Genomic DNA, 14,404 nt, shown 5'->3' with positions numbered 1-14,404 from the left:
TGTGTTATTTCTTTGTTGTATTCTTTGAACTGTTTTAATAATTATTGTCTTTGTTTTTTTTTTTTTTCAAGCCAAAGGCGGCAATACAAGTCCTAGTCCGTTTTCGTGGGTTCGAAATTGTTTATAGAGGAGGAATCACATCCCTACTTTTAAAACTATCATTCAAAAATTCAAATTCTGGATTAAATGAACGAATTAAAGTTATCTTTTTAGTTCTGTTCCATCCTTTTAATTCTTTTTCCCTGGCAATCGCCAACTGAACCCATGTAAACTTCTCATAATAAACTAAAAACTCTAAGCCATATTTAGCCGCAAATGTTTTATTATTTTCTACAATATTCTCATGATGCTGTTGCAATCTTATTCGCAAATTATTTGTCATACCAATATAAAAAGTCGAACGATATCGATTTGTTATGATATACACATAATAAGAATGATAACCTTCTTTATATTCAAACATAACTTTCCTTGTATTTTTTGAATTAGTGCTGCATTTCTTTATGTGATCTCTCCTTCGTCGAGATGACAAAAATGCGTATTTATTATACTTTTATGAAAAGATACTAAAACTGAAAATAAATAAATTCTTTATAATCTGAAAAAGTTCCGAAAGCCATGATAGCCGCAATAGCTAAAGCTAATTTCAACCCATTTCTTTTTCCGGAAAGTGGTTCTACTTTACTGCGTGAGTTCCATTCGATTAAAACAAACAAAGCTATCATCACTAGTAACTCATAATTATAGCGTTCGTTATCTAAATATTGAGAAGCAAACTTACCATTGGTAAAAATACCCTTTAAATAAGCAACTGCATCAGTAACAGTTTTAGCTCTAAAAAATACCCAAGCTACACAGGTTAATAAAAAAGTACAAAGAATACTCCATATTACTTTTACTGAGTCAAAATTCCACTTTAATTGAATGGTATCCATGTTATTTCGGTTGCTTTTCGACAAAAGCAATGGCAAAAAGTAAACAGCATTGAGAAATCCCCAAACTATATAGGTCCAATTAGCACCATGCCAAAAACCACTGACTACAAAAATGATGAAGGTATTACGGATTTTCATCCACAATCCGCCTTTGCTTCCTCCTAACGGAATGTACAAATAATCACGAAACCATGACGATAGCGAAATGTGCCAGCGACGCCAAAATTCGGCTATATCTCTTGAAAAATACGGGTAATTAAAATTGCGTAATAATTCTAATCCGAACAATTTTGACATTCCTAACGCCATATCGGAGTAGCCTGAAAAATCGCCATAAATTTGGAATGCAAAATAAATAGCTCCTAAAATAAGGGATGCAGCATTCATGGAAGGATAATGATCAAAAATGGCATTGGCATAAGTGGCACAAGTATCGGCAATCACTACTTTTTTAACTAATCCCCAAATCATTTGGCAAATTCCGTCTTTGGCCTGATTGTAATCAAAAGTTCGTTTGACTTTTAGTTCGGGTAACAAATGGGTTGCTCGTTCTATTGGTCCAGCCACGAGAAGCGGAAAATAGCTTACAAATAAAGAATAATCTACAAAGTTATATTCGGCTTTGATTCGTTTGTAATAAATATCAATGACATAAGATAAGCCATGAAAAGTGTAAAATGAAATCCCAACAGGCAATACCACCTCTAATAAAAGCGGACTTGCTTTAAAACCGACTCCTGTTACTAATTCAGCAAACGAACTGGCAAAGAAATTGTAATATTTAAAAACACCCAGAAAACCTAAATTAACTCCAATACTCAGCCAAAACCAAAATTTACGATCGCTTTCTTTTTCACTCTTTTCTATTCGAATACCTGTGTAATAATCTAAAAAAGTAGAGAAAACCAATAAAAACAGAAAACGCCAATCCCAACAGGAATAGAAATAATAACTCGCAACAATTAAAAGTGCATTTTGCGAGCTTTTGGTTTTATTAAAAACAAACCAATACAGAAAAAAAACAATTGGTAGAAAAACAGCAAAAGCCAGGGAGTTGAAAAACATCTGTAAGTTAGAAGTTATGAGTTAGAAGTTATAAGTGTTTCACCTTCTCTTATTATTTAAATGAGCTAAACACAAATAAACTTTTGAAGCAGCAAAGCTAGAACAAAATTTTCAAATTCTGATTTCATTTTACAATACTATCAACCGCATCCCATATTTTTTCAGAAGCTTTTGTAGGTGTTTTGCCCGCTACAATCTTATACCATTTTTTTCCTTCGGAAACATTGGAAAGCTTACCATCCAAAACTGCCTTAATTTGATTCGCTAACTGCTTTTTATCAGTACAAAAAATCGCTGCTTCCGGACTTGGCATACTTCTAAAATGAACGTATTTGTAATTTTGTCCTATATCCCGAATTCCTTTCTTTAATTGTGGCTGTTCGTAATTGTAATAAATACATGGCTTATTATGAGCAACAAAATCAAATACTGTAGAAGAACATACATTGGTTACCAATTCGGAATGCACACAAACATTATGTAACAATTGTAAGTCGGCTTTGGTTGGAAAAACTTCGTTCCATTGTTTACCCATCGCTTGCCATAAGGGATCAATCACTGCGATAATATCCTGATTTGCTTCAATTACTTTATTGTAACGTGATGTCGTATCCACAGGACATTTTCTATAAATAATTCCCAGATTGTAACCATCAACGTTTAATTTACGAACAGCATTTGCTAAATCTTCTAAATAATATTGATCTAACGGAGAAGTGGTTTCGTCATCACCCGAAAAGCAGATGTATTTTTTATTCAAATCTAAATTATATTGAGCGAAAAAATCTTCTCTAGTCTGCAATAAAGATTCATCGTAATGAGGTTCAAACTGAGGTGTTCCGGTAACTATTAATTGATTTTCTTTTATAAAAGGATAATATTGTAGCATTTCCTTTTTCATTAAATCACTCCAAACACAATAATAATCGGTTTCTACTAATTGCATTGCTTTGGGCACATTATCCCAGGAATATACAAAAGTCAATGTAGGAATTCCTAAATCTTTAGCCGCTAATAAAGCACTTATAGATTGTGAAGCACGCTGAGTGGTACAAAAAACCAAGTCTGGTTTGATTTCCTGTAATTGCTTCTTGCAATATTCGTATTTTGTAGTTGAGCGTTCTAATTGATTAATACGTTTTCGAATGCGAAGAACACCTTTTTCAGAAGAGTTCAAACCAATTTGTATCCTGATGAAAACAGTCATCAGTGTATTCTTGAATCCGTTATAATTAAAAGGAAATTTATAAGTAGCATATACTTTATCATTGAATTTCTTTTGCGAAACATTCAATTCGATGTGCTTTCTAATCCGACAATAAAAAGGAGTTAACGGATGGATCTTTTGCGTTTCAATTTTCACCTCATCGTATCCTAATTCTTCTTTTAAAGGAAATACCGTATTGTTCCAATAAATAATTTGATTTCCTCTTTGTTCACCAATTTCCTTAAACTTGGTAAAAGCAAAATTGCGAAGTCCTACACCATCAGGGAAAAAAACAAGTATTTTTTTGTTTGTCATTTACTTTAAAAGTATTTTTTTTAAACTGTGGCAAAAATAGGAGTATTGTAATATACATAATAGTTATTAATTAAAAATATGAGTAAATACATTCATTAAAAAAAGCAGACTTACCTATTTTCTTTTTTGCTTGATCAAAAAAGAAACAAAAAAATCAAGTCTGTACTTCCTCGTCGGTCAAATTAGTTTTCGAATACTAAAAGAAAATAACTCGTTACACTCAAACAAATTTTCTTTTTACGTATTCTTCAAACATTTGACACTCGACTGCAGAAGTTAAGGACAATTGAATATAAAAATCAGATTTTATATTTAAATTCAAAATAAATATCATTTTATACTCTCTTTTAAAATAAATCACTCTTCGATCTAAATAATTTATCCCTTTTGATTCTTTAACTTTTCTCTTTGGACTTGCTCGATAGGTAGAATATCAGTTGATTTGAATGCTAATGCTGAATACACGGCATTCAAATCACGACTTAATTTACGCAATCCCATAGGTTCTAATGAAGCGGCGTGATCAGTTCCTTTCCATGTTCTGTCCAGAGTATAGTGTCTTTCAATAATATTAGCTCCTAAAGTATAAGCCGCTATATCTACTGCAATACCTAAATGATGACCTGAAAAACCAATATGCTTTACTTTGTCTCCATATTGGGATTGCAACAAATTGATATCTAACAAACAAACATCTTCAAAAGGAACCGGATATCCCGAAGTACAGTTGTACAACACTAAATCCTGATTACGCCCTTTCTCAATAAAAAAGTTTACCAGATCTTCTGTTTCCTTTTTAGTAGTCATTCCTGTCGAAATATGAATTTCGCCTTGGTAATTTTCACACAACCAGGACAACATGGTATAATTATTATTACAAGCAGATGGAATTTTGATAAAATCCGGATTTAACGAGGTTATTTCTTTCGCCGAAGTGGTATCCCAGACCGAGGTTGAATATACTATCCCAATTGATTCACAATAACTTTTTAATTCAGCGTGTTGCTCAACGTTAAATTCTAAATATTCGCGATGGGCACCGTATGTTTCACCATAAGCATTCGAACTATTAGGATGTGGAGCGTTGTATTGAGCTTCGGTCAATAATTCTTTATTATTTCTTTTTTGAAATTTAACGGCATCAGCATTGCAAAATATTTTGGCAATTTTAATGAGCTCTTTAGCAATTTCCATTTCTCCCTTATGATTGCAACCTATTTCGGCAATTACATAAGGTTTTTTATAGTTGTTCATAACGCTCGTTGTATGCAATTATTTTTTCACATGTTTCTCTAATAGCTCCATCGGCAGATGCTTTTGTCAGCAAATAATCAGCATGGTGCTTTACTATTTCAGTAGTATTTGCCGGTGTAAAAGACCAGCCTACACTGCAAATATTAGCCAAGTCATTTACATCATCTCCAATATATGCCAAAGCAGCAAAATTGGTATTTCTGGTTTTTACGAAATGCTGTAAAAAAGCATATTTATCTTTTACTCCTAAAAATGTATTTTCAATTTGGAGTTTTTTCATTCGTTGGGCTACCAAGGGGGAATTTTCCGAGGTCAATACCACTACTTCTACTTGATGCTGACGCAAAATTTCTAATCCCATTCCATCACGCATATCAAAAGCCTTGGCTAATTCACCATCAGCCGAATAAAACACTTGACCATTGGTAAATACGCCATCAACATCCAAAACGAGATAATCAATGCGTTGGTGTTTTTTACTTTTTTTAAGACGTGCTGCCAGTAATTGTTCTACGATTTTCCAATCGGTCATTGAATCGATTTCGACTAAAGTCGTCTCAGCCATTTGAACTAAACCTATATTGGCACTCAATCGGCTTTTAGAATTAATAAAAGCCTCTTTAGTAGTCGCATACACTGCTCCGTTTTCAATCAATAAACCTTCGAAATCTTGTCTTCGAGGTCTGTTGAACATATCGTAATTTTGCGGTGTCCCATCTGTATTCCAGGTAAAACGATGCGTATTAACGACTGTAAGTGCCGAATCGTATTTTTCATTTTCTATTTTGTCTAAAACCGCATTGATATCAGCTGCCGTTGTCATAGGAGAAGTAGCCTGCAACAGACATAGAATATCAAAATCATATTCTATCTGCTCTGCAAATTCCAGCATTGCACTTTCGGTCGAAGCTGTATCTCCGGCATTTTCATCCGAACGCAATAGTGCTTTTACTTTAGTAGTCCAATGGTATTCCTTAGTAATAAAATCAATAATTTCGACATCATCGGTAAAAACATAAACGGCATCCAATTCAGAAAAAACAGCTTCCGCCAGCACCCATGAAAAGAGTGGACGCCCCAGTAATTTCTTTTTATTCTTAGCGGGTATTCCTTTGGAATCTTTACGTAATGGGATTATGGCTATTTTTTTCATTTATTTTTTCATTTAATAATAAAGCTAAATTATATTAGAGCTTGTTTAAATTTATAAAAAAAGAAATTTTCTTTTCCCCATTCTCTAAAGGGTGGAAAATTTCTTGAAAATTCATCAAAATTACATCTGCAGTTGTGAGATTGGGGAATTAATTTTGATGAATTTTAAGCAGATTCTTATATTAAAAATTAATATTTAGGACTAGGTAATTGTCGAATTCTTTTTAAAATTTTTGAATCAATTGGGTTTCGATACTTAAAAACCCTTGGCAAATTAATAATAATTGTAAAAATGGATGAAAAAAAAGTAACAAAATAATTCCAATCCTTAAAAGCATACTTTTTAAAATTATGCCATAGTAATCGACTAATTTTATATAATGGAAATGGATAATACACCAAATAATAAAAGGCTGAATTTTTTAATTGTTTTTCAAACCTAAAATAATTTCTGCCTATTTTAAAACGTTCTTCTTTATTTACTCTGTGATTGACCGAGATCCTGTTGGTATAAAGAATGTCGTATCCCTGAGCTAAAACCTCAATTGATACACAGGATTCTTCACCATAAATATCTATCCAAACCGGAAAACCATTAGTTGCTTCATAAACCTCTTTACGGATCGCAAAACCGCAACCTACAAATTCACTACATAAATATTCATTCAATCTTTCTTCCCCTTGAGCAAGAACTTCTTCATCCGAATTAAAAACCCCTTTTATTTCCTGAAAGGCTAATACGCCAACATTAGGATATTGCTTAAAAATTTGTTGCGAAAGGCTTATAAAATCAGTACTTAACGGATGTGCATCATCATCAAGGCCTATAAAAATTTCGCCTTTTGCCTGCTGATACAAAAAATTTCGTGCCGGAGAAGCTAAAATACTTTCATTAGACACATACCACTTTACCCAGGGAAACTGACTTTGTATTTTTTCAGTTAGCTGACAACCATCAATAAAAATTAAGACTTCGTGATTTTCTATATCGAAAAAGGTTTGCAATTGTTTAAGTGTAAACTGCAATTCTTCAGGTCTATTTTTAGTAACGATAAGGAATGATATTTGCATTATACTTTTGTCTTGAAGATTAAACCTTATAAAAACTTAAAAGTATATCCTGAAAAACACCTATCTTACTAAATGATGATTTTATATTATATTCATAAGTTGCCTCTTCAAAAAGCTTTATGAAATCTGACAAGGATGATTTTTGATTATTAATCCTATGATGATACTCAATAATATAATTTTTAGCATTCTCTATTTTATCAGTTAATACCAAATCACTTAAAACCTTATTTTCAGAACCTTCAATATCCATTTTCACTAAATCTACCTTAGTATTTAAATAGTTCGATAATTTATCAGACCCTATCTTAAATACGTCATGACCTCCTCTTTCAGCAATTGTAGAAGCTAACAAAATAGCTTCATTATTACCTACAAAAAAATCTATTTGTCCCTTTTCATCAGACAAAGCCAAATTATACAATTCGACATTTTGCAAATTATTTTGCTCCACATTTTTTTTCAATAAATAAAAAGCTTTAGGATTAGGTTCAAAAGCAATAATTGAACAGTTGGGGTAAATAAACTTAAAAAAAAGAATAGACATTCCAATATTAGCCCCACAATCTATTATGATAGGTCTAGTATTATCTGCTTGAAAAAAATAATCCCTGGAAATAAAAATTTCTTTAAACAAAAAACTCAGGGTAGTATAACTGTTAGCTGAAACTTTAAATTGAAAAATATTTTGAACAATTTCTGTTCTTTTTTTATAAAACAAAGACTTAAAATACAATTCATTAAGTATCTTAAAGACGGTTAATTTTTCTTTAAAATTATATTTAGCTGTTTTTGTAATTTGCCAGTTCTTCAAAACGGTTTTATAAACATTGTATAAACTCTTAATCATGAAGGTATTTTTCTTTATATTAATAATCAATTGTCTTGTAGCACGCTCAAATAGCTTTGAAGAACCTTCTTTTTAACTATATCGTAATCTAAATTTGGGATAATATTCAAAGAATTGTGTACTATTCCTTTTTTAATAAGTTCGCTATCATTAAGAGCTCTTAATATTATCTGGCTAATTCCTTCTACATCTTCTGTATCTTCAATTAAAAATCCGTTAAAACCATCCTTTATTAACTCCTGGGTAACTCCACCCGGATTAGACTGAATTGGAAAAACCTTCATACACATTGCTTCCAGCATAGTATTAGGCATACCATCAGAAACACTATTTCCTATTAATAAAAATGATTTTGCCATCAGATTAAAAACCTCATCTTGTGTAACCCTACATAAAACACTAAAATTCATCCATTTAGACAATTCTGAATTTTCGCAAAAACTGACAACTTTATTATCTGCTCCAAAGACTACAATAGTATAAAGATTTAGCTTATCTTTTATTCCTTCTAATGCTTTCAAAACATTTATTGCTCTTCCCCATTTCCCTTGAAAACCTTTGATAAGAATTGTGCTTCTAATTTCTTTTGCCTTTATCTTTGCTTCCATTTCACTCAAATGATAACCTCCTCCACCAGGCAAAACACCTAAAAAATCATTTTCAAAACCATGCTGCTGAGCAATTTTGTAATCCCTTATACAATCTGTAAATAAATAATCAACTCTTTTTAATACATTTTGTATATCAATCAAATATTTAGAATGATTTTGCAAATCGTATAAATCACTCCCCCATGAAGAATATATCCATTTAATATTCTGATTTTTATTCATTACCTGTAAAATAGGAGTACAGGAAATATATAAAGCAAAACTATGAACAACTTCTGGTTGAATTTCTAACAAATGCCTCTCAAAAATCTTTTTGATATCCCGCTCATTAAAACGCTGAATAAAATCATACAGTCTAGGAAAATTAATTTTTATAAAAGTTCTACCAGGATAATTCCATCTGAATTTCCAACCTACTATTTGATTTACCCAATGAATTCTTTTTACCTTTTTACCTCCATCGGTAACATCAAACCAATAGATTTCATGACCTGAATCCTGTAATTGCTCTGCCCATCTAAAAAAATGCAAACAAGGCATAGAAACCATTAAAATTTTCATAACTATATCAGGTTAATCATTCATAATAACTAAAAACCAACACATTAAATTTAAATCACAAACCTTTTGTCAATATTATTTCTTAAATAAGGCTTGCTTATAGCTATCATTAAATTTTTCTATCTGGAAATTGGTGTGTGCATATTGATAGGCATTTTGTGACAGAACAACCATTTGTTCTTTATCTGATATTAATTTCCCGACTGAATCCACAAAATCAGACACTATAATATCTTCATCACCATCGTTAATTAACACCCCATTCTTATTATTTATGATATGTTCACATAGACCTCCTACATCAGTTGCAATAGGAATCACTCCTTGAGCCATACTCTCCATAATTACCATTGGAAACCCCTCATACTTTGAAGGCAAAAGAACAAAATGAAGTTCATTGTATAGTTCTTTTAAAACTTTATCGTCAGTAATTTCTCCTAAGAACTCAACTCCAGATGCTACAATTTTATTCAAATTAGTTTTCATTCCTGTACCTGCCATGATGAAGCAAACTTTAGGAAACTTCTTTTTAATTTGACTTGCAATTTCTAAAAACAAATATGCTCTTTTCTCTGTTGACCATCTACCAATAAAACCTATTTTGAAATTAGTTTCGCTTTTTTTTTGAAAAAAAGAATCTTTGATTTCAACTCCATTTTGTATGATTTTAATTTTACTGTTGTATATTGAATCAATCTGGTGTCTTCCATAAAATTTCAAAATAGCTCGCTTTGCAACTTCATTAATAACAATCCTATTATCTATAATTGAAGCTGTTGAAACTACATCAATTTCTCTATCGTCATTTTCTTCAAAAGCATGAAACAAATCATTTTTTATAATTATATCTTTTAGCTTCGATACTATTTGATAATAATATGAGGTATTGCAGCCAAAAACAGATTTAACAGACACACTAGTATTTATTGTTTTTACTATTATCTCTTGTAATTTCTCATTGATCCAATTATCTTTTTTATTTAGAATAGAATTCAATTCTATAATATTTGCATATTGACTAAACTCTTTAAAAAAATTATTTGTTGCAGAACCATGAGTAAAAATGACCGTACATTTTGTTTCCTGAAGTGCTTTTAATATGGCAATATGTACACGCTCAGCTCCTCCAGTATGATAATATGGTAAAAAGAAAACAATATCTGCTTTCTTTATTTTTTGAGCTTCAAAATAGAGGAATCGCAATAAATAATATCTTGAGAGAAAAAAAAATATTATTTTTTTTAAATACTTTTTATACATTTTTTTTATTTACAAATTTATCTTTATCTCCTTTTAAACGAATAGATAAAATGACGTGAAATTTTTTTCATGTAAAAAAAACTCATTTTATTATCCAAAAAAATTGATTTACATAATTTTAAAAAAGCTTTTAAATATTGTTTATTTTTAAGATAATCGAACTCATCATATTCAACCCAAGACGCATTCCATAAATGAACTGCAAAAGTTAAGTGCTCAATATAATTTTTATAATTTTTTATATCATATTTTTTTTTATTGGGAAATGGATAAAAGTAAGAAACAGGATAAATCATTACATCAATATCCTTGAAATCCTCTAATAACCTACCCTCTAAAAACTCTTTATATGTCTGAGTTACAATTATTGGCATTGTTATTTTATTAAAATCAGTCTTATTGTTTATTAAAATATTTTCATATTTAAATAAACATCTTTTTATAAATTCATTATGTTTCACTGCCCCTATAATTCCTGCACTAATGAAATTATCATCTTCCTTTCCAAAAAAACAATTATTTAAAAGTAAATCATCAAATTTTTTTATGACCATCATATCAGTATCTAGATAAATCCCTCCATTTTCATATAACACTTTTAATCTGACAAAATCAGCTACAAAAGCCCATTTCTTTAATCTTAAAGCTTCTAGCACAAAAGGATTATTTAAATCTACATTTCTTTCGTTCCATTCTAAAATTTCATAACCAGTCAAATACTTTTTCCATGAACTTATACAAGCCTTAATTAACTTTGGCTTTTGTTTGTTACCAAACCAACAATAATGTATAGTTTTTGGAATCATTTATATTAATTTAATATTTTTTAAATTAATACCAATTGTGTCTCCAAATTCATTAAATAAGTAATATCCTTGTTTTTTCAACAAAAAACACACTCTGTTTTGGTCTTCTTTATTTAAATTAACATATTCATATTTTATAATTTTAGGTTTAATAAAACTAAAATCTATCATTTTTATAACTTCATAATCAAAACCCTCTGTATCAATCTGCAAATAGTCCAAAGATGTATTACTATAAAAATTTATTTTAATAATATTCATTAGAGTATCTGACTTTACTTTCTCTTGAATAATATCATTACTATCTATTCCTGTTTTTTTATGATGTTTCGAATCTAATGACGCTATACCTTTAACCCAATCTGGGTATTTTTGAATCACATGAGGATTAATTCTGTTTATAATAACCTCTGTATAAAATGGATGAACAGCTTGATTAATTTTAATTATTTTTTCATAATCTTTATAATTATATTCTAGTTCTTTAAAATATTCAATTACTGGTTCAATTACTACACCGCTAGAATCTCTTTTTATTACAAAATCATATAAAAAATCAAAGCTGATTCCATCATTAGCTCCAACTTGAATAAAATTAAATTTTTTTTTCTCTTTAAAATTTTTTTCTAAAATTCTCTTACTGGAAAACTTTACTTTACTTAAAAAGAAAAATCTTCCATACTTATTTATAACTTTAACAAAAATGATAAACAACCAATTCTTAAAATAAATCATATTTTAATTTTACAAAACTTACATTGAATTTAATTCTAATTCCAAAAAAAATAAAGACTATCATTCTTAGAAAGATTAAAACTTTAATTCCGTTATAACTTTTTTTAAATGCTCAGAAGAAAGATAATATTTTAAATCTGGTCTATCCATTATTTGATTTTTATTTTTTAGCCAGTTATCATATAAATCAGTTATAAGTAACTGTATTTTTTCAAAATCAGTTACTTCACTCCAGTAAGGATATTCTTCGCCTAACAAGCTTTTAGATTCACTATAGTATGGACCTAATAAGAGAATCGGCTTTTGAGACTGAATACAATGCGGAAATTTCCCTGGTAAAAAGGGACTTATTGGGCCTATTGCTTCCAAAATAACATTGACTGCTGCAGCTTGTTGCATTGCATTTACTTGTTGAAAAGACATGTAATCATCGCTTAAGTAAATCTGTGAAACATTCATTTGTTTTTCTTTAATAAATGCATCAAAAGAAGATGGCTTTCCGATAAACAGCAATTTTGCGTGATTTTTAGCTTCCGGATTTTTATTTAAGAAAAGTTCGAAAGCGTTTACCAGCGCTATAGGATTACGGGCATCCATCATACTTCCTGCATGTAAAATATTGAAATTATCGGGATTTAAAAAAACGGGCAATGAAATAGCAGCATTATTCCCATCTTTTTCAAAAATTTGATGTGGAATAACAATTTCCTTTCCTACTTGATTATAATAATAGCCTCGCATCCATTCCGCCAATAACTGACTTGGATAGACCACATATTTTGATTTCTCCGTAATTTCCCAAAAAAAATCTCTTTTATATTGATGTCCCGGTTCTACCCAATCATAAGGTCTGGGATAACTATGCATGGGATACGGATCGTGTACATAAGCCAACCATTTAGAATGCCATTGCGGTATCCCTAAAAGAGCCTTATGAGGTCTAAAACTAGATGCATAACTTAATGTAAGTATCCAATCTGGCTCAAAATCATCCCTATTTTCCAAAGCTTTTTTTATACTGTTCACATCATTAAAAAAAGTAAATGAAAAACCAAAAAGAGATTCTACTTGTTTATTAATATTAATTTTAAACAATTTAGACAGTTCTCTTTGTACACGACTCAAAAAATACATAAAAGAAAATTTAATTTCCTTTATAGATTTACAGTTAATCTCTTCTAAAAAAATTTCTTTTCTGGAATAATGATACACTAATACTTCAAAACCCGATTTCTTCAGATTTTGGATTAATGCTATATTGGCTTTAGAACCACTACTATTTTCAATGTCGATTGAATCAACAACTACCAATATCTTCATTTATATTTTACTTAGTAAAAAATCAACAATCTTTTGCGAAGCATTTCCTTCTCCATAAGGATTTTCAATATCCTTAAAGCCTGAAAATGTATCTAAAAGCTCTACAATACTTTTTTCAATCTTTTCTTGTTCAGCACCAATTATTTGAGAAAACCCCGCTTCTACTCCTTCCGGTCTTTCCGAAACTGTGCGGGTTACCAAAACAGGTTTACCTAACGAAGGAGCTTCTTCTTGAATGCCTCCTGAATCAGTAACAATCAAAAAAGATTGCTGCATCAACCAGACAAAGGCAGGATAAGATACTGGAGCAATCAGATAAATATTTTCCTGATCGGCTAATTTTTGATATACAACATCTTGCACGTTCGGATTCAGATGTACAGGATAGACAATACTTACATCATCCCGATTTGCAATTGACAATAAGGCGTTACATATATTTTTAAAGCCTTCACCATAATTCTCTCTGCGATGTCCTGTAACCAAGACTATTTTTTTATCCGCAGGAATGGTCTTTTTTAATATTTCAATTTCATGAAGCGAATACTCTTCTTTTGAAATTTTAGTCAAAGTCCACTGTAAAGTATCGATAACAGTATTTCCTGTTTGTATGATATTTTGAGAATGAATCCCCTCATTCAATAAATTTTGAGTAGCTACGGCTGTTGGACTAAAATGGATATCGGCTAACTTAGATGTCAATTGCCTGTTAATTTCTTCCGGAAAAGGAGTTTGCTTATTGAAACTACGTAATCCTGCTTCGATATGCCCTATTCTAATTCCTAAATGAAAAGCTGCCAGAGCAACCATAGATGAGGTCGTGGTATCGCCATGTACTAAAACCAAATCGGGTTTTACTTCTTTAAGTACTATATCAATATTAGACAAAATAAGAGCACTGAGGCTATTTAAGGTTTGATTTGGTTGCATTAAATCCAGATCATAATCGGGAACGATTTCAAAAAAATCCAATACCTGATCTAACATTTCCCTGTGTTGGGCTGTTACACATAGCTTTACCTCAACATTAACTTGTTTTTTTAATTGATGGTAAACAGGAGCCATTTTAATCGCTTCAGGACGCGTACCAAAACACAACAGTATTTTCATTAAGAATGCATTATTTTAACCCATTGGGCATCACTATTTTTTTTATAAACTGTCATATTGAGCTTGTCGAAATATATATCTTATAAGGTCTTCGATAGGCTCAGACTGACATCTGGAATATAATAGGCTTTAAGTTTTAATTTAAATCCACA

The 14,404-nt window shown here is 30.6% G+C and carries 13 protein-coding genes; all 13 read right to left on the bottom strand.

All coding sequences use genetic code 11. The annotated features are described in order from the left end of the window. Nucleotides 1–121 precede the first annotated feature (121 nt). The 13 genes from FEM21_RS14495 to wecB all read right to left on the bottom strand — a co-directional run bounded on the left by FEM21_RS14495 (nt 122) and on the right by wecB (nt 14,252). The gene (locus FEM21_RS14495; RefSeq protein ID WP_035661859.1) at nt 122–463 is read right to left on the bottom strand and encodes a GIY-YIG nuclease family protein; all 342 of its coding nucleotides are present in this window, start codon (nt 461–463) and stop codon (nt 122–124) included. Nucleotides 464–566: 103 nt separating this feature from the next. After that, nucleotides 567–2,000, bottom strand: coding sequence for an MBOAT family O-acyltransferase (locus FEM21_RS14490; protein ID WP_035661857.1), 1,434 nt, complete (start codon nt 1,998–2,000; stop codon nt 567–569). A gap of 124 nt (nt 2,001–2,124) precedes the next feature. After that, nucleotides 2,125–3,522, bottom strand: a complete 1,398-nt coding sequence (locus FEM21_RS14485; protein ID WP_035661856.1) for a glycosyltransferase family protein — start codon at nt 3,520–3,522, stop codon at nt 2,125–2,127. 378 nt (nt 3,523–3,900) lie between these two features. Next, nucleotides 3,901–4,776, bottom strand: a complete 876-nt coding sequence (locus FEM21_RS14480) for an N-acetylneuraminate synthase family protein (RefSeq protein ID WP_035661854.1) — start codon at nt 4,774–4,776, stop codon at nt 3,901–3,903. Next, a complete protein-coding gene (locus FEM21_RS14475; protein WP_035661851.1) occupies nt 4,763–5,929 on the bottom strand; it encodes an acylneuraminate cytidylyltransferase in 1,167 nt (388 codons plus the stop codon). The genes FEM21_RS14480 and FEM21_RS14475 overlap by 14 nt, the downstream gene beginning before the upstream one ends. Before the next feature lie 188 nt (nt 5,930–6,117). Beyond that, entirely contained in the window at nt 6,118–6,999 is an 882-nt protein-coding gene (locus tag FEM21_RS14470) for a glycosyltransferase family 2 protein (RefSeq protein ID WP_035661849.1), read from the bottom strand. Nucleotides 7,000–7,018: 19 nt separating this feature from the next. Next, nucleotides 7,019–7,849, bottom strand: coding sequence for an FkbM family methyltransferase (locus FEM21_RS14465; protein WP_035661846.1), 831 nt, complete (start codon nt 7,847–7,849; stop codon nt 7,019–7,021). 26 nt (nt 7,850–7,875) lie between these two features. Further along, nucleotides 7,876–9,021: a glycosyltransferase gene (locus FEM21_RS14460; RefSeq protein WP_035661844.1), complete on the bottom strand. Its 1,146-nt coding sequence runs from the start codon at nt 9,019–9,021 to the stop codon at nt 7,876–7,878. A gap of 75 nt (nt 9,022–9,096) precedes the next feature. Next, nucleotides 9,097–10,281 (bottom strand): glycosyltransferase family 4 protein, encoded by a 1,185-nt coding sequence (locus tag FEM21_RS14455; RefSeq protein WP_035661841.1) that lies wholly within the window; start codon nt 10,279–10,281, stop codon nt 9,097–9,099. A 23-nt stretch (nt 10,282–10,304) separates the two neighbouring features. Then, nucleotides 10,305–11,087 carry a glycosyltransferase family 32 protein gene (locus FEM21_RS14450; RefSeq protein WP_035661840.1) on the bottom strand — a complete coding sequence of 261 codons (783 nt, stop codon included), beginning with the start codon at nt 11,085–11,087 and terminating at the stop codon, nt 10,305–10,307. Further along, a complete protein-coding gene (locus FEM21_RS14445) occupies nt 11,088–11,822 on the bottom strand; it encodes an FkbM family methyltransferase (RefSeq protein ID WP_051627622.1) in 735 nt (244 codons plus the stop codon). A 75-nt stretch (nt 11,823–11,897) separates the two neighbouring features. Continuing rightward, nucleotides 11,898–13,133, bottom strand: a complete 1,236-nt coding sequence (locus tag FEM21_RS14440) for a glycosyltransferase family protein (protein WP_152547422.1) — start codon at nt 13,131–13,133, stop codon at nt 11,898–11,900. 9 nt (nt 13,134–13,142) lie between these two features. Further along, a complete protein-coding gene (gene wecB, locus FEM21_RS14435) occupies nt 13,143–14,252 on the bottom strand; it encodes a non-hydrolyzing UDP-N-acetylglucosamine 2-epimerase (RefSeq protein ID WP_035661836.1) in 1,110 nt (369 codons plus the stop codon). Between the last annotated feature and the right edge of the window lie 152 nt (nt 14,253–14,404).

This window comes from Flavobacterium seoulense (assembly GCF_000695795.1).
Classification (GTDB): Bacteria; Bacteroidota; Bacteroidia; order Flavobacteriales; family Flavobacteriaceae; genus Flavobacterium; species Flavobacterium seoulense.
Note: the sequence above shows the minus strand (reverse complement) of the source record. Positions and strands in the feature narration are given on the sequence as shown.